Genomic DNA, 26,642 nt, shown 5'->3' with positions numbered 1-26,642 from the left:
AACTGATAATCTTTAAAATTTAAAAAGATATTATGAAAGGAATAATTTTAGCTGGAGGTTCAGGTACACGTTTACACCCATTAACGCTTGCAATGAGTAAGCAAATGATGCCTGTTTATGATAAACCAATGATTTATTATCCATTGTCTACTTTGATGATGTCAGGAATTAATGAAATATTGATTATATCAACTCCTCATGATTTGCCAAATTTTAAAAAGCTACTGGGCGATGGCTCAAGTTTAGGATGCAAGTTTAGTTATGCGGAACAAGCAATACCTAATGGTTTGGCACAAGCTTTTGTTATTGGAGAAGAGTTTATAGGTAATGACGATGTAGCTTTAATTTTAGGGGATAATATATTTTTTGGATCAAATATGCAGGAATTATTGAAATCAAATACGAAACCAATAGGCGGAGTTGTTTTTGCTTACCATGTTTCAGATCCCGAACGTTATGGTGTTGTAGAGTTTGATGAAAATTTAAATGCGATAAGTATAGAAGAAAAGCCAGAAAATCCAAAATCACATTTTGCCGTACCGGGATTATATTTTTATGACAATTCAGTTGTTGAAATTGCTAAAAATATAGAGCCCAGTGCTAGAGGTGAATATGAAATAACAGATGTCAATAAAGTATATCTTGAAAAAGGTAAGTTAAAGGTAGGTATTTTAAGCAGAGGTACAGCTTGGTTAGATACAGGGACATTCAATAGTTTAATGCAAGCGGGTCAATTCGTGCAGGTTTTGGAGGAACGTCAAGGTTTAAAAGTAGGTTGCATTGAAGAAATAGCATGGAGACAAGGTTTTATAACTTCAGAACAATTAAAAAAACTGGGAGAACCCTTAAAAAAATCGGGTTACGGAGAGTATTTATTAAATCTTTTAAATTCTGATGTAAAATACTAAAGTCGTTATTTTTAATTGAAATGAATTTTTAGTATATTTAAATTTGTATTTTTGTAGAAATTATACATTAAGATTTCCAAAGCAAAGCAAACCAAATTGAATACAGATAAACCAACCAGAATCACGGATTTCTTGCATAGTTATTTTTCGCCAAGAAATCTAAGAGCCAATATTAATAACTTAAGTTACTTACCTAGGTGGATTATTGTTGGTATAGACGTAATGGTATTAGTCTTTTCCTTTACTTTTACTTATATGTTGTTTGAAGGAACAGCATTGGGATACATTGTTACTTCGCATCATTTTTACTTTGTAACCAGTTTAATTTTTATTAATATCTTCTTCTTTTGGTTATTTAGGACTTATTCAGGAATTATTAGACACTCGTCTTATATTGACGCTATAAAACTGCTGTTTTCACAAATGTCAGTTTTGGTGTTCTTTTTGTTTTTTAACCTGGTATTTGAGTTGTATTTCGGGCACAAAGCGTTTTTAAATACAGCACTGTTTATAAATTTAGTTTTATCTTTTTGCGGTTTGTTTTTATACCGTGTAATTGTCAAACAAACTTTCGAATTGTATTTTTCTGAGAAAACCAGTTCTAAGTTAATCAGAACCGTTATTTATGGTACCGATGCTAATGCTATTTCGGTAGCCAATGCATTAAAATTTGAATCTCCTTCCAGATTTAAAATCGTTGGTTTTGTAGATAAAAACAATCAAAATGCATCTAAACGAATGTTAGATCTGCCGATTTTGATTTTAAGAAAAAAATTACCGGCATTAATGCGTTCTGTTGCTGCAGAAGGCGTAATTATAGCGGATAAAAGTTTGTCGAAAGAAGAACAATTGATTATCGTTGATCAATGTTTAGAGTTTAATTACAGGGTTTATACAGTACCTCTTATTTCTGACTGGGAGAATCAAAAAGAGATTTCACAGAAAGTAAAAAATATTCAAATTGAAGATCTATTAGAGCGAAAACCTATCGTTTTGGATAGTAAATCAATTTCGAAACAGCTAAAAGACAAGACAATTCTTATTAGTGGTGCAGCAGGGTCAATAGGGAGTGAGATCGTAAGACAAGTATTAGGGTTTAACCCTAAAAGAATCATTATTTTGGACAATGCAGAAACTCCTCTTCATAATTTATGCTTAGAAACTTTAAGCATGAACAGCGAAACAAAAATCGTTGCTGTAATTGCTGACGTAAGGAGTAAAAAAGCATTGGAAAAGGTTTTTAAAACCTATAATCCACATGTTGTGTATCATGCTGCGGCATATAAACATGTTCCTTTAATGGAAGAGAATCCGTCTCAGGCAATTTTAACAAACATTAAAGGAACTAAGAATTTAGCCGATTTATCCTGTAAGTATAACATCAAAAAATTTGTTATGGTTTCTACGGATAAAGCCGTTAATCCTAGCAACGTGATGGGGGCTAGTAAAAGAATTGCGGAGAAATACGTGCAGTCTTTATTTTTGAAAAATCAAAGAGAAGAGAATCAAACCGCAACAAAGTTTATTACGACTCGTTTCGGAAATGTTCTGGGATCAAATGGATCTGTTGTACCTTTGTTCACCAAGCAAATTGCTGAAGGCGGACCGGTAACGATTACGCATCAGGATATCATTCGTTATTTTATGACTATTCCCGAAGCATGTCAGTTGGTGTTAGAAGCCGGAGCGATGGGTAACGGTGGAGAGATTTATATCTTCGACATGGGTAAACCGGTAAAAATTATTGATTTAGCGAAAAAAATGATTAAACTGGCAGGTTTTATTCCTGACAAAGAGATAAAAATAAAAATTGTTGGATTAAGACCGGGAGAAAAACTATACGAGGAATTATTGAATGATACTTCTAAAACATTACCCACTTATCACAATAAAATCATGATAGCTCAGGAGATACAGGATGAATATGAAAATTTACATACAGAGATCGAAGAGCTTATCGGTATTGCAGATTTTTATGATAATGACGATATTGTTACTAAAATGAAAAAAATAGTTCCGGAATTTAAAAGTATGAATTCGACTTTTGAAGTTTTGGATAACTAGTTTTGGTAAATTAAATTTTGATTATAAGAGGTATATTAAAAGGTGTTTTTTTAAAAAACGCCTTTTTGCTTTTTAAATAATTTTTAAGGAAGCAAAAATCTTGTTAATTGAATATACCAATAAAAAAGCAGGCCCCAATTTTAAATAATACTATTGCAATTTTATTGTGATATAAGTAAAAATGAACAATACAAATACTACTAATGACTGGCTGTTTGAAATAACACCAAAAAACAGATTCTTCTCACTAAATCTTAAAGAGATTTGGCAATATCGGGATTTACTGTTTCTTTTTGTAAAGCGCGATGTTATTACGGTTTACAAGCAGACTGTTTTAGGGCCGCTTTGGTACCTGATTCAACCGCTGTTTACGTCAATAACTTTCACCATAATATTTAATAACGTTGCCGGAATTAATACCGGTACTGTTCCTCCGTTTTTATTTAATTTGGCCGGAATAACTGTATGGAACTATTTTACAGCCTGCCTTAACGGAACATCAGATACTTTTAAAGCAAATGCCGGAATCTTTGGTAAAGTCTATTTTCCCAGAATCATAACACCACTTTCAGTTGTGATTTCTAATTTAATCAAGTTCGGAATACAATTTTTTATTTTCATTGCTTTCTATTGTTATTACGCTATTCAGGGAAGAGACTTAAGTTTTAATAGCCTTGTATTGTTTTTCCCCGTTCTTATTCTCATCATGGGAATTTTAGGATTGGGACTAGGAATGTTGATTTCCTCAATGGTAACAAAATACCGTGATTTTAGCTACTTAATTGGTTTTGGAATACAGTTACTAATGTATTTGTCTGCCGTAATGTATCCAATGGATTTGATTAAACAAAAACTGCCGGATTACGGTTGGATTGTAACGTATAATCCTTTGGCTTATATTATAGAAACTTCCAGATACATGCTTTTAAATGTTGGTGAAATATCAATTTTAGGGTTATGTTACACCGTCACAATCACTATTGTAGTATTTTTTATTGGACTTTTAGTTTTTAACAAGACTGAAAAAAGTTTTATTGATACCGTTTAGTTTAAAATTTTAAAAGAGTCAACTTATAATTTACCATTGGAAAAAGATATCATATTAAAAGCCGAAAACATTTCTAAACAATATCGTTTAGGTCAGGTTGGTACAGGAACCATAAGCCATGATTTAAACAGATGGTGGCATCAATTATTAGGAAAAGAAAATCCTTATCTGAAAATCGGAGATACAAATGATCGTTCTACCAAAGGAACTTCAGATTATGTTTGGGCCCTTCAGGATATTAATTTTGAAGTAGAACGTGGAGAGGTGTTGGGAATTATCGGCAAAAACGGAGCAGGAAAGTCTACACTGTTAAAAATATTATCAAAGGTAACGGCGCCAACAACGGGTAGTATAAAATCACGCGGTCGTATTGCTTCACTTCTTGAGGTAGGTACAGGTTTTCATGGTGAAATGACCGGTCGTGAGAATATTTTCTTGAACGGTGCTATTCTGGGTATGACCAAGAAAGAAATCGCTTCAAAACTGGATGAAATTATTGAATTCTCAGGTTGTGAACGTTATATTGACACCCCCGTAAAAAGATACAGCTCCGGAATGACGGTTCGTTTGGCTTTTGCGGTTGCAGCTTTTTTAGAACCCGAAATTTTGGTAATTGATGAGGTTTTGGCTGTTGGAGATGCCGAGTTTCAGAAAAAGGCAATTGGTAAAATGCAGGATATTTCTAAAGGAGAAGGGCGTACAGTTTTGTTTGTGAGTCACAATATGGCAGCAGTGAAGAGTTTGTGTACCAAAGGGATTATTTTAGAAAATGGTAAAGTTGTTTTTGAAGGCGAAATAGAAAATGCAGTAAGTTATTATCTTGGTGGTGGTGCTGAAGCAATGAATTTGAAAACATTTGGAAAAGAGTATGACCTTCCGATTTTCAAATTAAACGAAATTTCTTTACATAATTTAGGAAGAAGTTCTGATACTGTATTACTGGAGAATGAATTAATTATTCTGAATACAAAAATAGATATAAAAGTAAATGATGCACAGAGATATCATATAACCTATCACTTGTTTAACGAAATGGGCGAGGCAATGTTCTCGTTCTCTAATGCAGGATCATTTTCTTTAAAGGGTGGAGTAAATAGGATCACATGTAATTTTCCGGCGTCTTTTTTCCAGTCGGGGCAATATTTTCTGTCGCTTTTTATAGTCGAAGATTCAAAACAACCCATTTTTGTTGAAAATGATATTATTTCTTTTACGGTTGTAGATTCTGGAAGGGAATTAGGAACTTATATGGGGAGGGAGCCCGGTTATATAAAACCACAATTTGAATGGAGCATAGCGTAAATAGTCAGATTAAATTTTTAATAGCGTAAAGAATGCCGAAAAATCTAAAAGTCAGTGTATGCATGATTACCTATGGGCATGAATCATTTATTGAAGAAGCAATCAATAGTGTCCTTATGCAGGAGGTTGATTTTGACTTTGAATTGATCATTTCCAATGACGCATCTCCTGATAACACTGATGAAATCGTAAGGTCAATTATCAAAAATCATCCACTAGGATATAAAATTAGGTATATAAAACAGGAGTTCAACATCGGAATGATGCCAAATTCTGTATTTATTTTAAAGGAATGTAAAGGAGAATTTATTGCAGTTTGTGAAGGGGATGACTATTGGACTGATCCATTGAAGTTACAAAAACAAGTTGATTTTCTTGAGAATAATCCAGGGTTTAGTCTGTGCTTTCATAACGCTATATTGAAAAGTGGAGAGAACGAAAGAAAAATGCTGGGAGAACTTAGCAAGCAAATATTTAATACAGATGATATTTTAGGTCAATGGTTTATTCCGACTGCTTCGATCGTTTTTAGAAATTACCCTGATTTTGTCATACCGGATTGGTTTGTTAACTGTCAGAGCGGAGATATACCTTTATTATTGTTACTGTCTTTAAGAGGGGATTTTAAATACATTGACGCAGTAATGTCTACATATAGACATCACGCAGGAGGAATATCAAATACGCATAGAGAATATTCTAAAGTGATAGGAATGGTATACATCTATCAATCTTTTAATTTTCACACTAATTTACGGTTTGATAAAAAAGTAAAAGAAGCTATAATCTACGAAATTCAATGTCATTTGCCTGAAATTCAAGAATTAAAAACTTTGAAAAGAGCTGGAAATACTGTTTTTAGAAAGACATTAAAGAGATTAAAAAATAAAGCCGGAAAATTGTTTAGGTAATGAAAAAGATATTATTTATTTCTCATGGAAATTCTTTATCGGGAGCTCCTCTTGTACTTTTATATTTCATGCAATGGCTAAAGCACAATCATAAAAATTATCAAATAGATTTGTTGGTATTAAATGAAGGAACACTTAGTCCTGATTTTAGAAATGTAACAGATAATTATTATAGCATTTCCAGTTTAGAAAGAAAGTTTTTATTCCAAAAACAATTGCCTTTTTCTCTGAAAAAAAGAGTTGATTATTTTCTGAAAAAAAGATTTTTTAAAGGCCTACGAAATAATAGTTATGATATTATATATGCAAATACAATAGGAACCTTACAAATCGCAAGCAAACTAAAAGATAGCTCTAAATGCGAGTTAGTGTTGCATGTACATGAACTCAATACCGTAATCAATCAAATAGCTCCTAATTTTAAAGATTTAAAAAACACAGTCGATAAATTTATTGCAGTTTCTGGATTAGTTAAAGATAATTTAATAACAAAATATGCTATCGAATCGGAGAAAATTAAAATGATCTATGAATTTTCTAAAGTAGAGAAGGTTGTTATAAATCAGAAAAAAGGGGAGGATGATTTTTTAGTATGCGGATGTGGTTATGTAGATTGGAGAAAAGGCACCGATTTATTTATTCAAGTGGCTCGTCATCTTGTTTTTAACAAAAGGAACAGAAAGATAAAGTTTATTTGGATCGGAAAGATTTCGCTAGAGGAAAGAATAATAATTGAGGCAGACATTGAGAAAATGGGATTAACAGATTATGTTAGTTTTGTTGGGGAACAATTAACCCCTCATACGATATTAAAAGATTGCGATGTGTTTCTGCTTCCTTCAAGAGAAGACCCTTTTCCGTTAGTTTGTATAGAAACAGCAATGCTGGGAAAACCAATTATTTGCTTCGATAAGGCTACCGGAATAACCGAAATACTTAAGAATGGCGGAGGTTACATAATTCCCTATCTTGAAGTAGAAAAAATGGCTGATAAAGTTGAACATTATATGAACAATCCGGAAGAAATTTATCATGATGGTTTAGTAAACCAGAAAAACTTCTTGAATTTTACACCTGATAAGGTATGCCCGGAAATATTTGATTTTTTAAGCAAAAAAATAGTATGATAACCTTTGAAACAAAAGTCTGGGAGCAGGATTGGAAGTATATTTTAACAGGCGATTATCTGGATAAAATGATACGCAATTGCAATTGTCAATTTGCGGAAAAAGTTTTATTCATCAACAATGTTAAAGAGCTTGATGAAGTTGTAAAATATGCCAACAAAAAAATTAATGAAGGAGTATTGGATCGTTTCTATATAGTCGAAGAATATGCATCTAAGGCTTTAGATTATTTTGGATTAAACAAGGATTCGTTTGATGGAGGTTACTACTACTCCATTTCGGAGTTGGTAAGTATCTATTTATGTTCGACGGATTATTTATTGCATTTCTCAAGTGATTCTTTTATTAAAGATTCAAATAAAAACTGGATTTGTGATGCTATTAAGGTTTTTGAGGAAAGAGAAGATATTATTGTAGCAAATCCAACTTGGAATTATAGCTATGAAGAGGCAAAGGCAGAGTCTTTATTTGAGTTGGAAAATTTTTATGTAAGTTATGGCTTTTCCGATCAATGTTATTTAATTAAATCAGAGGTGTTCAAAAAAAACATCTACGGAGAAAAGAATGCCGCATCAGAGAGGTATCCGAAATATGGGGGAGAGCTATTTGAAAAAAGAGTAGATAGTTTTATGAGAAATAATGCTTTTTTAAGACTGACTTCCAAAGAGGTTAGCTACGTTCATGTAAATTTTCCAAAAAAAAATATTTTGTATAGGTTTAATTTTATTACTAAATATTTTGCTAAAAAACGTCTTTAAAAGCTATTTAAATAAACAAAGCTATTGTTAACTCAATGCAGAAGACTTAGAGAAGTAATTTTAGTTTTTAATGTTATGTACATTCCCTGTAAAATTATGTTGGATCATAAATTTTATAACATTTAGAAAGTTAGAATAATGAATAAAAAACAATTGTTTAAAAAAAAAGTGAGACTGTTTCTTCAAAGAATAGGTCTGTATAAAAAAACAAGTATATGGCCTTATGTGTCTAATAAAAAAAACAAATATTTTGTTGATAATGTAAGAATTAAAAGCTCTTTAGAAACAATTGACGATATTAAAAAAACTATTAGTAATAAAGAAAGGGGAGCTTATTTTAGGTTTGGCGATGAAGATATTTATTTAATGTTGGGTAAAGATGGGCCAATGCATCAAACTACTGAAAAAATGGCTAAAGAAATGAAAGAAGCCATGCAGTGTAATGTTGGAATGAATCATTTTGCTATACCGATCAATTCTACTTTGTTTGGCTTTGAGGAAGGCATGGAAGAGGATATGCATTTGGTATATGATAAAGATGCCATTAGATATCTGAGTGCAACTTCTAAATACATTGATGTAAAAAATATTTATACACCCGTAGCTTTACATTACTTAGCTACATTTAATAAACAAGCCTGTATCGATTTTTTAAATTTTCTAAAATCCACAAACCCGATTTTTGTGGGTAATCAACATACAAAGGAAGAATTGGTGAAAAAATTATTTGGAGACATACACATTAAAACGCCTCCTGTAAATTCATATACAGAAATTGACAGGATTGAAATAGAGTTAGAAAAAACACTAAAAGAAAAAGGAGATTCATTTCAAGTAGTGGTAATGGCAATGGGGTGTCCCGGAAGAATTTTGCAAAAAAGAATCTTAAAAAAGGGGTACAATGTATATTTATTTGATTTTGGGAGTTTATTAGACGCATTTAATGATGACAATTCGAGATTATGGATTGACTTGGCCGGAGGCGTTGGTAGTTTGAAGGATATCTTAAAAAACATAGCGTAAAGATGAAAATAGCTACAGTTATTGTAACTTATAATGGAATGAAATGGATTGATCAATGTTTAAAAAGCTTAGTTGGTCAAAGTGAAATTATAATAGTAGACAATAATTCTTCAGATAATACGATCAATTTTATTAAAGACACTTATCCAGATATTAAACTGTTTGCTCAGAATGAGAATATTGGCTTTGGAAAAGCTAATAATATTGGGATATCGCATGCTTTAAAAAATGATGCTGATTTCATTTTTTTATTAAACCAGGATACCGTTATAGAAAAAGATACAGTTGTGAAACTACAAGAAGTAGCAACTGCTAATACTGATTTTGGGATAATCAGTCCCATACATTCCAACGGAGACAGCACTTCATTAGATTTAAGTTTCCTATACTATATAAATAACGGATGTCCGGATTTTATTTCCGATTCGGTTTTAGGTAAAAAAAAGAAAGCAATTTACCCGTTAAAAATGGTAAATGCTGCCGCTTGGTTTTTGCCAAAAAAAACGTTCGAAATTGTTGGCGGATTTGACCCGTTATTTTTCTTGTATGGTGAAGACGATAATTTTTGCCAAAGAGTGCTTTATCATAATTTAAAAATAGGAATTACACCGTCAACGGTTATAAAACATGATAGCGGCAATAATTATAAAGTAGATTTTCCAAAAGGGTCTAAAGACTATTACAATAAATTTTTAAATAGAATTAAGGTTAAATTTGCAGATGTTAATTCTCAGGATTTTAGAAAAATTAATAAACTGAAGAGGCATTTTTTGAAAGAAGCATTACTAAGTGTCGTGAAATTTAAATTTAATGAATTTAGAATCAATACCACAAAGTATAAACTGGTAGATAAAAAGAGCCTGGAGAATAGTGTTTCACAGAACAAACAAGTAGGAAAGAAATATTTAGTTTAGATTTATGGAGCCAAATATAAATAATTTAGTATCTGTAATCATTCCTTGCTATAATGATCATGCATATATTGAAGAAGCAATAGGATCTGTTAACAATCAAACCTATAAAAATGTTGAAATTATTGTTATCGATGATGGATCAGGTACGGAGACAAAAGAAATTCTCAAAAATATAAAACAAGAAAACTTAACAGTTCTATATCAGGAAAATGCAGGACCCAGTACGGCAAGAAACAATGGAATAATTCATGCTAAAGGAGATTTTATTCTGACACTAGATGCTGATGATTACTTTGATGCTACTTTTGTGGAGAAGGGGATGTTGGTTTTTGAGAAGGAATCTGATGTAGGTTTAGTCACATGTAATGCCTATGTATTTAATGAAAATGGGATAATTGATGAGATTATTTCAAAGGAAGGAGACGTAATCCATTTTTTTTTAAATAATAGCGCTATAGGAAATTCTTTGTTCAGAAAAGAAAGTTGGTCTGCCATTGGTGGATTTGATGAAGATATGAAGAAAGGTTTTGAAGATTGGGACTTTCATATTGGTTTGACTAAGGCGAACTGGAAAATAAAAGTGATAGAAGAATACCTGTTTTATTACAGAGATAAACCCAATTCGAGAAATTCGCAGGCCGATAAACTATTTAAATACGACTTGTGGAAATATATCTATACGAAACACAAAGATTTATTTCTCGATAATCACGAACTAATGATACATACTATTTTTTCTCAAATGGAAGTTTTAGAAAAGAATTGTCATACGCTTCGAGGATCAATTGATTATAAAATAGGAAATAAGTTGCTAAAGCCTTTTCGGTTTATTAAAAATTTTGGATTAAAAAGAAAATAGAAAAAATGGAGAATTCTAAACTAGTTTCGATTGTTATTCCATGTTATAATGACAAAGATTATATTGAAGAAAGTGTTCATTCGGCTTTAAATCAAACGTATGAAAATACTGAAATTATAATTGTCGATGACGGCTCAGATGAAGCTACCAAAATTGTTCTGTCTAGTTTTAATCACATAAAGATTAAATTAATTACTCAGGAAAATAAGGGCTTAAGTGCAGCAAGAAATACAGGAATTGTAAATGCGAATGGAGACTATATTTTAACCTTAGATGCCGATGATTTTTTTGAAAGTTCTTTTCTAGAAAAAGCGGTTCCGATTTTAGATTCAGATCGTGCTATTGGTGTTGTGAGTTGTTTTACACAATGTTTTGTAGATAAAAACAGGATTACGTTCAAACACTGTCCGAAAGGAGGGGCTATTGGCGATTTTTTATACGTTAATAATGCAATAGCGAATGCTTTATTTAGAAAGCAATGCTGGCTTGATGCCGGTGGGTACGATGAGAAAATGAGGAAGGGGTATGAAGATTGGGAATTTTGGATTTCAGTTACCAAACGAAGTTGGAAAATACACATTATCGAGGAATTTCTCTTTAACTACAGAAAGAAAGAAAATTCGATGTTACAAACAACGAATCTTTTATACGAAGAGGAGAATTACCGATACGTATTGAATAAACACAAAGAATTGTACGTTGAAGATTTTGATAAAACAATTGCGTTTTTGCAAAAAGGAACCTTAAAATATAAGGCAAACGAAATTAAAAGATTAAACTCAATGGATTATAAATTAGGAAACAGCATTTTGAAACCTTTGCGATTTTTAAAAAAAGCATTCAAAAAATAATTTATGAATAAGCCTTTAATTTCCATTATTATACCTACGTACAATCGTGCCCACCTAATAGGAGAAACGTTAGAAAGTATTTTAGCACAAACCTATTCGAATTGGGAGTGTATTGTTATAGATGATGGTTCAGTAGATAACACAGAAGGTATTGTAGGTGAATACGTAAAAAAGGACAATCGCTTTCAGTTTCATAAAAGACCGGACAATAGAGTTAAAGGAGCTAATGCTTGTCGGAATTACGGTTTTGAACTTTCTAAAGGAGAATGGATTAAATGGTTTGATAGCGACGATGTGCTTCTTAAAAATGCTATAAGTGCAAATAGCTCTTATTTTAATAGCGAATTTGATGTTGTCATTTCGTCTTTGGAATACGTTGATTACAGAGGGATCAAAATGGATAAAAAACACAATTTTATTTCAAAAAACACAATCGAAGATTATTTAATCGGAAAAATTACTTTTTTTACTTTTACACCAACTTGGAGGCGAATGTTTTTGATACAACAGCTATCTCTTTTTGACGAAAATATATTTAATTTAGATGATTGGGATTTTAACTTGAGAATGTTGTACGAAGATCCTTCTATTGCGTATATAGAGGAACCTTTAATTCAATATAGAATTCATGCAGATTCGCTTTCACATGAAATAGGCAAGTTAAATTTTAAAGAAATCAGGTCTGAAATGCGTGCACGAGCGAAGCATGTCAAATTAATAAAGCAAAATAAGAGGGCCGATATAACTGTTTTGAAAAAATTTATAATTGGTCGCTATAAATATTTTTTTAAGGAGGCCATGGTACAAAAAAATCAATATCGTTTTTATTACTTAAAAAAAGTATTGCAAAAAGAACTGCAAATATTAGACTTTAAAGGAATATTTAAAACGCTATTTGGCTCTGTTGTATTTTTGGTTTTTAATAAAGGATATAAATTATTAAAATGAGAATCCTTTTTATATCAATGCCATCAATCCATGTCATTCGCTGGATTGAAAATCTAAAAGATACTTCTTTTGAATTGTATTGGTATGACATTCTTGGAAGAGGAAAGTTGGAGACTTTAGAAAGTGTCCGACAATTGCTAGAAACTTCAAAAAGAAAAATTCCGCACATAAAGGGGGAATTTTTTCTTTCTAAAAAAATGCCCGGATTTTATTCGTGTATTCGCCCTTTTCTTGAGGTTACGGAAAATGAAGCCCTCGAAAAAATTATCAGAGAGATAAGTCCAGATATAATTCATAGTTTTGAGATGCAATCCTGTTCTTATCCAATAGTCAAAACGATGAATAAGTTTCCAAATAGCAAATGGATTTATTCGTGTTGGGGCAATGATTTGTTTTATTTTCAAAAGGATAAGAAACATAATGCAAAAATAAGAAGTGCGCTTTCAAGAATAGATTTTATACATACAGATTGTCTGAGAGATTATCAGATTGCCAAAGAATTAGGGTTTAAAGGGAAACACTTGGGTGTAATTCCGGGCGGAACAGGTTACAAATTAGAAGCGTTGGATAAGTTAAAAATCCCTTTCGAAGAAAGGAGAATAATTCTTGTGAAAGGGTACCAACATAAATTTGGAAGAGCTCTTAATGTAGTGAAAGCATTGCAGAAAAAATTACCCAATTTGAGTCAATATGAGGTAATTATTTTTGGAGCACATCCGCAGGTCATAACCTACGTAAAACAGAATAATCTTCCCTTTACGGTATTTGACAGAGATGAATTATCGCAAAATCAGGTAATGGAATTGATGGGAAAAGCACTTTTATATATTGGAAACAACATTTCAGACGGTATGGCAAATACAATGCTTGAAGCAATAGTTATGGGAGCCTTTCCGATTCAATCTAATCCAGGTAACGTTTCGGCCGAAATTATTGAACATGGCGTTAATGGTTTTTTAATTCAGGATCCTGAAAATGTTGAAGTTATTGCAGCGTTAATTATTCAAGCAATTGAGAATAAAGAAATGTTGGTTAATGCGAATAAATTAAATGAAAAAATTGCTTTGGAAAAATTAGATTATGCCCTTAATCAGCGAAAAGTAATAGCTTTATACCAAAATATTGAAATAAATTTCTAAATGCGAATAGGCTTTAATCCCAATAAAGATAAACCACAGGAATCAAATGATTTTTTTCATCAGATTGTAATTCCTGTTTATATTCCCGATCAGGAAGGATATTTTAAGGAAAGTTTTAAAATTTTGCAATATTGTCTGGAATCAATATTCAAGACTGTTCATCAGAAAACGTACATTACGGTTGTAAATAATGGGAGCCATGATGATGTGGTTGAATACTTAAACGAGCTTCAAAAAGACGGAAAAATACAAGAAGTAATCCACTCTACAAATATCGGAAAGCTAAATGCTATTGTCAAAGGTATTTCAGGACATGATTTTACTTTTATTACCGTTGCTGATTGTGATGTTTTGTTTTTAAAAGACTGGCAAAAAGAGACTTACGCTGTTTTTGAGATGTTTCCAAAAACGGGGACAGTTTGTCCAACTCCATCTTCGAGGTCTTTAAAAAGTTATACCTTTAATATATGGTTTGAACTGCTGTTTTCAAAATCACTTCGTTTTAGAAAAGTTAAGAATCCCGAGGCATTAAAGGCTTTTGCGGCAAGTGTTGGAAAACCTAATATGTATAGTAGTTTGCATCTCGAAAAATATCTGACGGTTGCAAATGGTAATTTTAAAGCTGTTCCCGGAGCAGGTCACTTTTTAGCAACATATAGAAAAGAAGTTTTTGAAAAAATGGAGATTAAACACTCCGCCTTTATGCTTGGAGGAGATAGTGAAGAAAAATTTCTTGATCTTCCGGTAGTGAAGAATGGAATGTGGCGACTTTCAACCGAGGATAATTTTGCTTACCATTTAGGAAATGTAGAAGAGAAATGGATGCAGGAAACCTTGGAACAAATAAAACCGAATGATTTTTTTCCTGTTGAACCTCCTGTTTTAAGAAAAATAAAATCATCGGAAATTGCATTTTTATTTAAATATAAAGTATTCTCAAGGATCATTACACAAAAAAGGATATGGCAATATTGTCTAAAGCTAAAAGGACTTTCCCGAGAAGAAGTACTCCAATATACCCGGAAATATGAATAATCCGGCGCAAGTAATTCTGATTTCTCAAACCTCTCTTCCTTATAGTAAGATTGGGAGTTGGACGACTCTGTATAAAAATTACCTCGAGAACAATCATAAAATCGATTATATCATATGTCCGAAACCGCAAAAATTGTTTGATGGAATACAATACCATTTTGCAAAACTTACGTTCTGGCACAAATTGCAACGTAAATTTCTGAAGCGTAAAAATCTGGAATATTTTGTAGCTCTTGATAAAATAATTGACCCCAAGCAAAAATATATCATCCAGGTTGTTGATAATTATGGAATGGTTAAGTCACTTAGAAAACATCTTGTTTCAAAAGGAATTGAGAAACAATGTTACATCCAGTTTTTTTACCACGGTTTTTCACCCTATACAAAATCAGGTTCTGGTCAGGATTTTTACGAAATTATTGATGAAATGATCGTGTTAACGATGGACAGTTATAAAGCGCATCAAAAAAACAATATTATACTTCCAAGCCATTTTTCAATTTTAAATAACGGAATTGATACAAAGAAGTTTAAGAAAGTTTCTGAAACCGAAAAAATAAAATTAAAAGAAGAATTAGGCTTTGGCAATAAAAAAACCTTCGTTTGGTGTTCGCAAGACCGACCAAAAAAAGGATTGAACTTAATTTTAGAGGTTTGGAGAAAAATCTATTCCGTTGAAAAGAAAATACAATTAGTTGTGATTGGTTGCGATCCAAGACAAAAAATGGAAGGGGTAGTTTTTCTGGGGAAAATTCCAAATGAAGAACTTCCAAAATATTATCAGGCTTCTGATTGTTATCTTTTCCCTACTTTATGTCAGGAAGGTTTTGGGCTTAGCCTGATAGAAGCTTTGCATTGTGGGAATTATTGTATTGCATCTGCTTTTGGGGGTGTTCCGGAAGTGCTGCACTACGGGAAACTTGGAAAGCTAATCGAAAATCCTCATTTTATTTCAGAATGGGAAACGGCAATAAATGCATTTTTAGAGGGAAATATTGAGCTTCCTGAATTTTCAAATGAATTGTATGCTATGGAGAATTGGAATATAAAAATGAACCAGATTATTGATCAGGCAAAATGCAGACTGGCAAACAGTCAAATAGCATTATGAGAATAGAGCAGTTAACCTTTACCAGATTTCTGGCTGCAGTTTCAGTTGTTGTTTTTCATTACGGTGGAAAAAGCTTCCCTTTCTACAATGAGAATATTGTTTTTATATTTCGCAATGCTGACGTATGTGTTAGTTATTTTTTTATTTTATCAGGTTTTGTAATGATACTGGCCTATGGAAATAAAGCTTTTATTTCAGCGGGAGATTATTTAAAAAACAGGCTGGCCAGGATTTACCCACTCTATTTTTTGGCTATACTGATTATACTTTTACTGCAATTCAGAGAAAAAAACATAGACTACTGGGGTTTGTTCTTAAATGTTTTTATGATTCAGGCCTGGATTCCAGACAAAGTTTTATCTGTTAATCCGCCAGGATGGTCGCTGTCTGTTGAATTACTTTTTTATACCATCTTTCCTTTTGTATTCAATAGATTCCTCAAAAAAATGTCCTTGGAAAGAATCACGGTCGTTATTATTTTGTTTTGGGTTTTGAGCCAGATCATTTTTCAGCTGTATTTTTTCAGGTACGAAGAAAATCAATTAAGCATTATCAAGGATGTTTTGAAATACAATCCGTTACTGCATTTGAATGAGTTTCTTGTCGGAAACCTCGCCGGACTTTTTTTTATTAGAAATTTAAAAGAGAAAAAAGGCAACTATGATTTCATCCTTCTGATATTGGTCGCTTTATTAATTTTGGCATTAAAATTTCCACTAGGCTTAAATTTTCATAATGGATTATTAGCAGTGCTTTTCATTCCGATGCTGTTTTTTATTTCGTTAAACAATGGAATCATAACAAAGCTGTTCAGAAATAGAGTCTTTGTATTCTTGGGAGAAATTAGTTTTGGAATTTATATTTTACAACATCCGATTTATGCTTTAATAAGTGCTTATAGTGTTAACAAATACCTGCATATTAGTGATCCAACAATTGTCTTTTTTCTAAGGCTTTTTATCTTGATAGTCTTTTCTTCAGTAGCTTATATTTATTTGGAGAAACCAATTCAAAGCAAAATGAGAATTCGAAATAAGGCTGCCCTTCAGATAAAAAATGCCTCTTGACAGCTCTGTCCTTGAGGTTAGAGTGTTTTTTTGATCTTGGAAGTAATTACAAAACAATAAAATTAAGTAATAGATTAGATTTAATGAAAAGCCTTGTAAGTATTGCATATCAGGTATGCTGATTTTGGTTTCTTCCATAACTTATATTTATCTTGAGAAACCAATTGAAATCAAAGAAAAAAAGGCTGGCACTTTCTGAAAATGCAGTTTGATAAAAACAGAAAAATTATGAAAACTATAGCTATTATTCCCGCTCGGGGAGGTTCAAAGAGAATTCCGGATAAAAACATTCAGATTTTTGGAACATTGCCTTTAATAGTACATTCTATTTTATATGCCCAGCAAAACGATACCATAATTGACGAAATTTATGTTTCGACAGATAATGCTGAAATAAAAAAAATAGCCTTGCAATTTGGAGCAAAGGTAATTGATCGACCTGCCACAATTTCAGGTGATTTAGAGCCCACTGTTTCAGCATTAAAACATGTTTTGGAATCTATTGAAAGTAATGACATCGAAAACGTAATTTTACTGCAAGCCACTAATCCGTTGCGACCGGAGAATTTGTTAGCAGAAACTTTCGAAGCCTATCAAAAAGAAAACGTTGACAGTCTATTTACAGTGACCAGAAATCATCAGAAATTTGGAAAAATCACTAATAAAAAGTTTACTCCTTTTAATTATACTATTGGACAACGGAGTCAGGATTTAGAGCCTCTTTTCTTCGAAAATGGATTGTTATATATCACAAAAGCATCCTTAATTTTGGATGATATTATTATTTCAGAAAATGCATTTCCGTTCGAAGTAAATCATATTTTTGCACAAGTTGATATTGATACCGAAAACGATTTTAAATACGCACAATTTATACAAGCATTAAATCAAAATGAAGGATAAGATTTATTTTCCTAATTTAAATGGACTAAGATCTATAGCGGCTTTTATGGTGATATTTAGTCATTTAGAGTTAAATAAAGGGCTTTTTGGGATATCTAATCATTTTCAGGAAATTAAGCACATTGGAAAATTAGGGGTTTCATTATTTTTTGTTTTAAGCGGGTTTTTAATTACTTTTCTTCTACTTATGGAAAAGGGAAAATATGCAACAGTTGCATATAAAAAGTTTTACACCAGAAGAATATTGCGAATTTGGCCCTTGTACTTTGTTATTGTGATTCTTTCCTTAGGGGTACTTCCTTTTTTTGATTTATTTCAAATTCCGGGAATGCGAATAGATCTGAAGAATTCTTTTGAATATTTGATCGTCATTCTTTTATTCGTTTTCTTTCTGCCAAATTTGCTGATTCAGATTAAAATAATTCCGTTTGCAGCGCAGACTTGGTCAATTGGAACTGAAGAACAATTTTATCTTATTTGGCCATGGATAATAAACAATGTTAGAAGATTAAGTCTGTTATTTATATTCTTAATTTTTGGTTATAATGCCCTTTTGTATCTAATTGATATGACGTTTTTGCAAAGTGTTCCGTATTCCAATTTAATAATAGGTTTTATCTATAGCTTTCAACTGGATGCCCTTACAATTGGAGCCATGTTAGCCTATCTAATGTATAGCAAACATCCGGTTATTAGATTTTTTACCTATACACCTTTATTTATAATTGTGAGTATTTCTACAATAGTACTGATTACATTAAATTTCGAAAACCATTATGTAAGTAGATGTTTATATCCACTTCTTTTTGGCATGTTAATATTGTGTCTCGTTTATAACCCTCAATTAAAAAAAATACTGGAAAACAGAATTTTAAATTATTTGGGAAAAATATCATATGGCTTATATATGTATCATCAAATAGTAATTGTTTTGGTATTAAATATTTTATTTAAATTGGATATTGTAGAGGATTGGCTTATCTATATTTTGTCTATAATTTTGACAATTATTATTTCAGGTATTTCTTATCGCTATATAGAAACTCCTTTTTTAAATAAGAAAAAAGCATTGTCTGTTTTTAATAATGAAAAATAAAAATATGAATCCATACATAGAAATTGCCGGTAGAAAAATCGGAGCGGATTTTCCACCTTTAGTTATTGCCGAAATCGGAATTAATCACGAAGGATCTCTTGAGGTTGCTAAAGAAATGGTTGATGCAGCATATAGAGCAGGAGTTGAGGTTGTAAAACACCAGACGCATATTGTTGCAGACGAAATGAGTGGTGCTGCCAAAAAAGTAATTCCTGGTAATGCAGATGTTTCTATTTATGAAATCATGGAGCGTTGTTCCTTAAATGAAGAGGAGGAACTGGAACTTAAAAATTACGTTGAAAGTAAAGGTATGATCTTTATTTCAACACCTTTTTCACGAGCAGCAGCAGAAAGATTAAAGAAATTTGATATACCGGCTTATAAAATTGGTTCAGGAGAATGTAACAATTATCCACTACTGGAACATATTGCTTCTTTTGGGAAACCGGTTATTTTGAGCACAGGTATGAATACGATTGAAAGTATTCAAAAAGCGGTGGCTATTTTTGATAAACATGCCATTCCCGTTGCTCTGTTGCATACGACTAACCTATATCCAACACCAATTCATTTGGTTCGTTATGGAGCCATGACCGAATTGCATGAGGCATTTCCTGATAAAGTTTTCGGATTGAGTGATCATACCTTAAATAATAATGCCTGTTTGGGAGCTGTTGCTCTTGGAGCCAGTATTTTAGAACGCCATTTTACAGATCATATGCAACGCACAGGTCCGGATATTGTTTGCAGTATGGATGAAAAAGCTTGTGGTGAATTAATTGTTTCGAGTGCCGAAATTGCTTTAATGCGCGGGGGAACAAAAAAACCGGCACTAGAGGAGCAGGTAACTATAGATTTTGCTTTTGCAACAGTTTGCGCGATTGCACCAATTAAAAAAGGAGAAAAATTATCAAAAGAGAATATCTGGGTAAAACGTCCCGGTACAGGAAAAATTCTGGCAGAACATTTTAATGATCTAATTGGAAAAGTGGCAACAAGAGATATAGAAAACGATGAGCAGTTAGATTTTTCTGATTTTCAACACTAAAAAAGGCTATGATATCTATTGTTATTAGAAATAAAAATGAGGCAAAAGCTCTTGAGAATATTCTGTCTATTATTACAAATGTATATTCCGGAGACTATAAAGAAATTATAATTGTAGATAATTATTCGACAGACAATAGCATAGAGATAGCCTTAAAATACAATTGCAGGGTGGTAAATCTAAAAGACTTTACCTACGGAAGAGCAATAAATGTAGGGATCGAAGCTGCGGCAACCAAATATGTTTTATTGTTAAGTGCCCATGCGGTTCCGGTTGGCACGAGTTTCTTTAAAAATACATTAGCTGCTTTAACTGCCAATGAAAATATAGCAGGAATAAGATATATTAATAGTATAGAGAATTATAAGCGAGCAGTAATAAATAATTTTAAAGTACTAGAACCTCTTGATAGTGGTTTAATGGCCGCCTGTGCTTTAATAAATAAAGAAGTGTGGGCGCAGTTTAAGTTTAATGAAGAGCTCGTTGCAATTGAAGATAAAGAATGGTCCGACAGGGTAGTTAAGAACGACTTTCAAATAATAGATTTGAACGAAACTTATTTTTATTTCATAAAAAGGACGGTAAAAGGAAATATTGCGAGATATAAAAACGAAACCATTGCCTCGAATGTATTACGACAAAAAGAGTTTCTCAGTACAACCGTTATTTGGGGTTCGTTTTTAAAGAATATACTATTTGCCAATACCAAAAAATATTTTGAATCAATGAATCATGAATTCTTGCTTTTGAAAGCCAAAATTGAAATTCAAAAACAGTCCAAAAAGAAAGTTTCGAATTAATGAAAAAAATCCTTTTCCTAACAGGAACCCGAGCCGATTTTGGTAAAATAAAGTCGCTGATTTCAATTCTGGAAGCACAACCGGAATTTGAAGTTTATGTCTTTGTGACCGGAATGCATCTGCAGGAAATTTATGGGTATACCTTAATCGAAATTGAGCGCTGTAATTTTAAGAATGTATTTACTTTCGAAAATCACACGCACGAAACCACAATGGATTTAACTTTGGCCAAAACAATCGAAGGTTTATCCAATTACTGTAAAAAGATCAACCCCGATATGATTGTGGTGCATGGTGATCGTGTAGAGACACTTGCAGGAGCTATCGTTGGGTCTTTAAATAATATTTTGGTCGCTCATATTGAAGGTGGAGAAGTCTCAGGAACCGTTGATGAGTTAATCCGTCATAGTGTTAGTAAATTAAGTCACATTCATTTTGTGTCGAATAAAGAGGCCAAGAGAAGATTAATTCAAATGGGAGAAATAAAAGAATCTGTTTTTGCTATAGGTTCGCCCGATATTGATATTATGTTCTCTGATACACTACCCGATTTAGAGATCACCAAGAAATATTATGAAATTCCGTTTCAGGAATTCGCCATTGTGATGTTTCACCCCGTAACGACGGAATTTCAATCCATGAAAGAATATGCAGCTACTTTTGTCGATTGTTTACTGGCGGATGATCATAATTATATTGTCATTTTTCCAAATAATGATTTAGGGAGTCAATTTATTTTAGATTCCTATGAAAAGTTAAAACAAAATACAAGATTCAGAATTTTCCCATCTCTTCGTTTTGAATACTTTCTAACCCTGCTAAAAAACAGCCAGTTTATTATAGGTAACAGCAGCGCCGGAATTCGAGAAGCTCCTTATTATGGAATTCCAATCATTAATATCGGAACCCGCCAGCAGAATAGGGCCGTTCATGCCGATATTATCAATACAGATTATGCTTCCGAAAGTATAAAAGAAGCATTATCGGTTATAGATTCTCACGAAGTTCAGGCTTCTACTACTGATTTTGGACAAGGAAATAGCAGCGAATTGTTTTTGGATTCACTAAAGAAAAACGATATTTGGCAGCTGAATCACCAAAAGCAGTTTAAAGATTTTTAATGAGAAACAATAAGGCTTTTATTTTAGGATACTCGGGGATTGGTTTACGAAATTTTGCGTCTGCCCTTTTTTGTGAATTTGGTCTTGAAAATAACAATGTTGTTTCGTTTTGGAATACGAGTGCCTTTCAATTAAATGAGCTATCAAGCTAAGGAAAAGTAAAATGAAACAGTTTTTTCGAAGAATAGCGTGGACAATTCTGGGAAAAGGATATTTGGACTTTTTAAAAGGTCAAAATAAAACCTATTTGCATAAGGCTAAAAATGTTTCTATAGGCTATAAAACTTATCATAATGGAGCATTTGTCTGGCAATGGCACCAAAATTCAGCATTAGAAATTGGAAAATACTGTTCGATAGCCAATGATGTGAATTTTATATTAGATTCAGGGCATCATACGATAAGTGAGGTCACAAGTTATCCGCACTTCAATCACCTTGTTAATAAAGAGTTACCGATCGGTAGCAGTACCCAGTCTGATTTTAAAAGAAATATTAGAACAGAGGAAAGTAAAACCATAGTCGGCAATGATGTGTGGATTGGAATGAATGCCATAATTTTGCCCAATGTAAAAATTGGAGACGGAGTTACAATTCTGGCAGGTACAGTGGTTACAAAAGATGTTCCGGATTACGCAATTGTTGGAGGAATTCCCGGAGTAATTGTAAAAATGAAATATGATCTCGATACCATCGACAAAATGAAAAAAATACAATGGTGGAATTGGAGCCCCGATAAAGTAGAAGAGAACGTAGGAGATTTTTACATTTCGATTCATGATTTCACTACCAAGTGGTTTAAGTAATTCATTGTAGCCATAAATAAATAAATAAATAGCATTTGCATTTTAATAATTAATTCAATTTATGTTTTTTAACTCCTTAGCGTTTGCTATTTTTTTACCAATCGTCTTTTTTCTATATTGGTTTGTTTTCAATAAAACCAAAAGCACCCAAAATGCCTTATTGATTGTAGCGAGTTATTACTTCTATTCGTGTTGGGACTGGAGATTCTTGTTTTTACTGGTTTTTTCTACATTTCTGGATTATTATACCGGTATTCAGATCGAAAAAGGAAGATCTGAAAAAAGCCGAAAATTCTGGTTTTGGCTTAGTATTTTAGTCAATTTAGGATTTCTGGGAATTTTTAAATATTACAACTTTTTTGCAGCTTCTTTCGCAGAATTATTAAGTTCGGCGGGAGTTAAGGCAAGTCCGATTTTATTAGAGGTTATACTTCCGGTAGGAATTTCATTTTACACTTTTCACGGACTATCCTATGTTATTGATATCTATTACAAAAGAATAAAAGCAGAATACAATTTTGTAGATTATTCTCTTTTTGTAAGCTATTTTCCGCTTTTAGTGGCAGGACCAATAGAGCGAGCCACACACTTATTGCCACAGGTAAAAGTAAAAAGAGAGTTTAATTTTCAACTGGCAAAAGAAGGTGTTTATCAAATCATTTGGGGTCTGGTAAAAAAAGTAGTTATTGCAGATACCTGTGCAACCTATGCCAATGCTATTTTTGATAATTATACAGGAATGAATTCGTTCTCTCTTATTTTGGGAGCCGTATATTTTGCATTTCAAATTTATGGAGATTTTTCAGGCTATTCGGATATCGCATTGGGGGTTTCAAAATTGTTTGGTTTAGACTTGTTACGAAATTTCAATTATCCTTATTTCTCCAGAGATATTGCCGAGTTCTGGCGTCGCTGGCATATTTCGTTGTCGTCTTGGTTTCGTGATTACTTATACATCCCATTGGGAGGAAGCAAAGGTGGCCTTGGGATGAAAATCAGAAATACATTCATCATTTTTGTGGTCAGCGGATTTTGGCACGGCGCCAATTGGACTTATGTAGTCTGGGGTTTTATAAACGCTGTGTATTTCCTGCCTTTACTTTTGTCAAACAGCAATCGCAATAATATGGATGCAATTGAGCTGAAATTTAATTTCGATTCCGTAAAAGTACTAATGAGTATTCTTTATACTTTTTTACTAACCTGTGTTGCCTGGGTGTTTTTTAGAGCCAGATCTATTACAGATGCTGTTTCTTATTTAAAAAGAATAGTTACAAACAGAGATTTCAGCTTTCAATATTTAGATAACGAACGTTACAGCTACGAATTGTTAGTAATGATTGGTTTGTTTGTTTTGGTTGAATGGAATAACAGAAACAAAATTGAACCGCTTTCAGGAAAAAGAAGCATGCTTAAATTGGCATTGGCCATCGTGGCTATACTAGCTTTCGGAACCTATTCAGATTATAAAGAATTTATATATTTTCAGTTTTAATGAAGAATTTTTTAATTTATACAGTCAAAATTATATTCGTAACAGCTCTTGTAGCGGTTATACTGGACGGATTGTATACCGTTGTTTTTATGCAATCAAAAAACCGTGGTAAGGTCGAAACGGTAGTAAATTCTGAAGCGAAAAAATATGACGTCGTAATCCTAGGCTCTTCTCGTGCCAATAACCATTTTGTCCCACAAATGTTTGAGGATAAAGGATTGAAAACATTTAATTACGGAATGAGCGGGGGGCATCTTTTCGAAGCTTCACTGATGTTAAAGTTAATGATCGAAAGAAAATATGTGATTAAGAATGTAATCTTAGAAGCCGATTTAAATCTTTCCGGCGAGGAGAAGTCCGAGGGGATTTCGGCCTTGTTTTTACCCTACATTCACAGTTCTGAAACAATAAAAAAACATTTTGAAAACGAAAAAGATTTCAATGAGTTGTATTACCTGCCTTTTTATCGCTATATAAAGTACGATGGCAAAATTGGATTTAGAGAGGCTTTTTTTACTGCAATTCATAAAAAAACATCTATGTTGGATAATTTAGGATATTACCCTTTGTTCAAAACAAAAAACGGGAATATGAAAAACAATATTGTTAATCTGAATCCACTGCCTCATAATAAATACTACCAAGAGATTAAGGATATCTGCAAAGCCAATGGCATTAATTTTATAGTGGTAATGACACCAATGTGCGAGAATGTTAAAGGAATGAACTATTTTGACAAAGTAAAAAAGGCCTATCCTGAAATTCATAATTATGAAAATGTAGTAGTCGAAGACAAGTATTTCTCATCCTGTGGACACATGAACGATACCGGAGCAAAGATTTTTACGGCGAGAATTATAAATGATTTTTTTGGTAAAAAGTAACCAGGCCAGTTTTAAGAATTATAAGTTAATGATTGAATTTTTGAATGGAGAAGGATAAAATTTTATTGCTCTTTCCCGATGGAGTCGGAATTAGAAATTATCTGTATTCTAATGTCTTTAAAGATATGGAAGAGGATTTAGTATTGTTTCATAATTTTGATACTGAAACGGTAAATGCGATTAAAGATAATGTAGCAATTGATGACGAAATTACTATTCCGGCTTACAAAGAATCTGCTAAAGAGAAATTTTTAAGAGAATTAATTTGCCTTTCCAGACTCTATTATAATACCCAAAAAGTAAAAAATACTTCCTTATTGACCAATTGGAATTGGAATCAAAAGACATTTTCGAAAAAGGTTTTTTATAAACTAATTGAGATGGCAGCTCCTTTTTTTAAAGAATACTCCAATATTCTCAAATTAGAAGAAAAATACCAAAAAGCAATCCGTCAGAATATTTTTTACGATGAGGTAAAAAATATACTAAAAGAGGTACAGCCAAAAACTGTTTTTTGCTCGCACCAACGTGCGCTGAAAGTAGCCACTATATTTGCCGCTGCGACCGATCTGGGAATTAAGACAGCAACTGTAATTTATTCCTGGGATAATTTGCCAAAGGCAAGAATGGCGTTAAGAGCAGATAATTATTTGGTATGGTCCGCTTACATGAAAAAAGAATTAGAGCTGTATTATCCTGAAATTCCATCAGAAAAGATTGCTATTACTGGAACTTCTCAATTTGAGTTTTACGAAGAGAAAAAAAACAGTATTGACAAAGAGACTTTTTACAAGAGCTATAATTTAGATTTAAATAAAAAAATCATTTGCTTTTCAGGTGATGATACAAAGACATCTCCCGATGATCCGGCGTACTTGAATGATATTGCCGAAGAATTGATAAAAGCTAATTTGCAGGATGAATATCAAATTTTGTTCAGAAGATGTCCGGTCGATTTTTCAGGTAGATATGATGCTGTTGTACATAAATATAAAGATTTGATAAAAGAAGCCGCTCCTTTGTGGTATTTTAATACTACAGACGAATGGAGTACAGTGTATCCATCGGTTGACGACGTAAAGTTGTTAGTCAGCACTGCTTTTTACTCGGATATAGTGGTGAATGTTGGATCGACTATGGCTTTTGATTTTGCCATGTTCGGCAAACCTTGTGTCTTTATTAATTACGATCAGCCAATTAAAAATGTGAGAGATTGGTCGGTAAAAACGATTTATCAATTTCAGCATTTCAAGAGTATGCCTAATAAAGATGCCGTAATTTGGCTGAACAATAAAGCGGAAATTGTAGAAAAGCTAACGCTTCAAAAGAGTTGTAGTTTGCAGATGATCGAATGGAAAAAAACAGTACTGGAAGATTATAAAAATGCCTCAATGAGAATAAGAGAAATCATTAAAGCCAATTAAA

Annotated in this window: 25 protein-coding genes; all 25 read left to right on the top strand. The window is 32.5% G+C overall.

From position 1 onward, the window contains the following. Positions 1 to 32 precede the first annotated feature (32 nt). The 25 genes from rfbA to AB674_RS04395 all read left to right on the top strand — a co-directional run bounded on the left by rfbA (position 33) and on the right by AB674_RS04395 (position 26,641). Positions 33 to 908: a glucose-1-phosphate thymidylyltransferase RfbA gene (gene rfbA, locus AB674_RS04515; RefSeq protein WP_047774233.1), complete on the top strand. Its 876-nt coding sequence runs from the start codon at positions 33 to 35 to the stop codon at positions 906 to 908. A 96-nt stretch (positions 909 to 1,004) separates the two neighbouring features. Continuing rightward, on the top strand, positions 1,005 to 2,972 hold the full coding sequence (locus AB674_RS04510) for a polysaccharide biosynthesis protein (protein WP_047774232.1): 1,968 nt from the start codon (positions 1,005 to 1,007) through the stop codon (positions 2,970 to 2,972). 181 nt (positions 2,973 to 3,153) lie between these two features. Next, positions 3,154 to 4,020 carry an ABC transporter permease gene (locus tag AB674_RS04505; RefSeq protein WP_047774231.1) on the top strand — a complete coding sequence of 289 codons (867 nt, stop codon included), beginning with the start codon at positions 3,154 to 3,156 and terminating at the stop codon, positions 4,018 to 4,020. A gap of 36 nt (positions 4,021 to 4,056) precedes the next feature. Beyond that, a complete protein-coding gene (locus AB674_RS04500; RefSeq protein WP_047774230.1) occupies positions 4,057 to 5,322 on the top strand; it encodes a polysaccharide ABC transporter ATP-binding protein in 1,266 nt (421 codons plus the stop codon). 62 nt (positions 5,323 to 5,384) lie between these two features. Beyond that, positions 5,385 to 6,233, top strand: a complete 849-nt coding sequence (locus tag AB674_RS04495; protein ID WP_047774481.1) for a glycosyltransferase family 2 protein — start codon at positions 5,385 to 5,387, stop codon at positions 6,231 to 6,233. Next, on the top strand, positions 6,233 to 7,360 hold the full coding sequence (locus AB674_RS04490; protein WP_047774229.1) for a glycosyltransferase family 4 protein: 1,128 nt from the start codon (positions 6,233 to 6,235) through the stop codon (positions 7,358 to 7,360). Before AB674_RS04495 ends, AB674_RS04490 begins: the two co-directional genes overlap by 1 nt. Beyond that, the gene (locus AB674_RS04485) at positions 7,357 to 8,118 is read left to right on the top strand and encodes a hypothetical protein (protein WP_047774228.1); all 762 of its coding nucleotides are present in this window, start codon (positions 7,357 to 7,359) and stop codon (positions 8,116 to 8,118) included. Before AB674_RS04490 ends, AB674_RS04485 begins: the two co-directional genes overlap by 4 nt. Before the next feature lie 138 nt (positions 8,119 to 8,256). After that, entirely contained in the window at positions 8,257 to 9,141 is an 885-nt protein-coding gene (locus AB674_RS04480) for a GT-D fold domain-containing glycosyltransferase (RefSeq protein WP_047774227.1), read from the top strand. 2 nt (positions 9,142 to 9,143) lie between these two features. Then, complete coding sequence (locus AB674_RS04475; RefSeq protein WP_047774226.1) at positions 9,144 to 10,055, top strand: glycosyltransferase family 2 protein; 912 nt, start codon at positions 9,144 to 9,146, stop codon at positions 10,053 to 10,055. 4 nt (positions 10,056 to 10,059) lie between these two features. After that, positions 10,060 to 10,914 carry a glycosyltransferase family 2 protein gene (locus AB674_RS04470; RefSeq protein ID WP_047774224.1) on the top strand — a complete coding sequence of 285 codons (855 nt, stop codon included), beginning with the start codon at positions 10,060 to 10,062 and terminating at the stop codon, positions 10,912 to 10,914. A 5-nt stretch (positions 10,915 to 10,919) separates the two neighbouring features. Further along, positions 10,920 to 11,765, top strand: a complete 846-nt coding sequence (locus AB674_RS04465) for a glycosyltransferase family 2 protein (RefSeq protein ID WP_047774222.1) — start codon at positions 10,920 to 10,922, stop codon at positions 11,763 to 11,765. A 3-nt stretch (positions 11,766 to 11,768) separates the two neighbouring features. Next, on the top strand, positions 11,769 to 12,713 hold the full coding sequence (locus AB674_RS21825) for a glycosyltransferase family 2 protein (RefSeq protein WP_053004192.1): 945 nt from the start codon (positions 11,769 to 11,771) through the stop codon (positions 12,711 to 12,713). Next, the gene (locus AB674_RS04455; RefSeq protein WP_047774219.1) at positions 12,710 to 13,852 is read left to right on the top strand and encodes a glycosyltransferase; all 1,143 of its coding nucleotides are present in this window, start codon (positions 12,710 to 12,712) and stop codon (positions 13,850 to 13,852) included. Before AB674_RS21825 ends, AB674_RS04455 begins: the two co-directional genes overlap by 4 nt. Next, entirely contained in the window at positions 13,853 to 14,887 is a 1,035-nt protein-coding gene (locus AB674_RS04450; protein WP_047774217.1) for a glycosyltransferase family A protein, read from the top strand. Continuing rightward, on the top strand, positions 14,880 to 15,998 hold the full coding sequence (locus AB674_RS04445; protein ID WP_047774215.1) for a glycosyltransferase family 4 protein: 1,119 nt from the start codon (positions 14,880 to 14,882) through the stop codon (positions 15,996 to 15,998). Before AB674_RS04450 ends, AB674_RS04445 begins: the two co-directional genes overlap by 8 nt. Continuing rightward, positions 15,995 to 17,065 carry an acyltransferase family protein gene (locus AB674_RS22090; RefSeq protein ID WP_165579345.1) on the top strand — a complete coding sequence of 357 codons (1,071 nt, stop codon included), beginning with the start codon at positions 15,995 to 15,997 and terminating at the stop codon, positions 17,063 to 17,065. The genes AB674_RS04445 and AB674_RS22090 overlap by 4 nt, the downstream gene beginning before the upstream one ends. A 228-nt stretch (positions 17,066 to 17,293) precedes the next feature. Next, entirely contained in the window at positions 17,294 to 17,968 is a 675-nt protein-coding gene (locus AB674_RS04435) for a cytidylyltransferase domain-containing protein (RefSeq protein ID WP_047774475.1), read from the top strand. Beyond that, the gene (locus AB674_RS21820) at positions 17,958 to 19,064 is read left to right on the top strand and encodes an acyltransferase family protein (protein ID WP_053004191.1); all 1,107 of its coding nucleotides are present in this window, start codon (positions 17,958 to 17,960) and stop codon (positions 19,062 to 19,064) included. Before AB674_RS04435 ends, AB674_RS21820 begins: the two co-directional genes overlap by 11 nt. Before the next feature lie 4 nt (positions 19,065 to 19,068). Beyond that, entirely contained in the window at positions 19,069 to 20,112 is a 1,044-nt protein-coding gene (gene neuB / locus AB674_RS04425; protein ID WP_047774472.1) for an N-acetylneuraminate synthase, read from the top strand. 8 nt (positions 20,113 to 20,120) lie between these two features. After that, on the top strand, positions 20,121 to 20,912 hold the full coding sequence (locus AB674_RS04420) for a glycosyltransferase family 2 protein (RefSeq protein WP_047774212.1): 792 nt from the start codon (positions 20,121 to 20,123) through the stop codon (positions 20,910 to 20,912). Then, positions 20,912 to 22,033: a UDP-N-acetylglucosamine 2-epimerase gene (gene neuC / locus AB674_RS04415; protein WP_047774210.1), complete on the top strand. Its 1,122-nt coding sequence runs from the start codon at positions 20,912 to 20,914 to the stop codon at positions 22,031 to 22,033. Before AB674_RS04420 ends, neuC begins: the two co-directional genes overlap by 1 nt. 163 nt (positions 22,034 to 22,196) lie before the next feature. Beyond that, positions 22,197 to 22,838: a CatB-related O-acetyltransferase gene (locus tag AB674_RS23185; RefSeq protein ID WP_053004190.1), complete on the top strand. Its 642-nt coding sequence runs from the start codon at positions 22,197 to 22,199 to the stop codon at positions 22,836 to 22,838. Positions 22,839 to 22,899: 61 nt separating this feature from the next. Beyond that, positions 22,900 to 24,333: an MBOAT family O-acyltransferase gene (locus AB674_RS04405; RefSeq protein ID WP_047774209.1), complete on the top strand. Its 1,434-nt coding sequence runs from the start codon at positions 22,900 to 22,902 to the stop codon at positions 24,331 to 24,333. Beyond that, complete coding sequence (locus AB674_RS04400) at positions 24,333 to 25,217, top strand: hypothetical protein (RefSeq protein WP_047774208.1); 885 nt, start codon at positions 24,333 to 24,335, stop codon at positions 25,215 to 25,217. Before AB674_RS04405 ends, AB674_RS04400 begins: the two co-directional genes overlap by 1 nt. 44 nt (positions 25,218 to 25,261) lie before the next feature. Then, the gene (locus tag AB674_RS04395) at positions 25,262 to 26,641 is read left to right on the top strand and encodes a hypothetical protein (protein ID WP_047774206.1); all 1,380 of its coding nucleotides are present in this window, start codon (positions 25,262 to 25,264) and stop codon (positions 26,639 to 26,641) included. Position 26,642 lies beyond the last annotated feature (1 nt).

The sequence above is a fragment of the Flavobacterium sp. ABG genome (assembly GCF_001027725.1).
Lineage (GTDB): Bacteria > Bacteroidota > Bacteroidia > Flavobacteriales > Flavobacteriaceae > Flavobacterium > Flavobacterium cupriresistens.
This window is presented reverse-complemented; position numbering and strand designations above follow the sequence as displayed.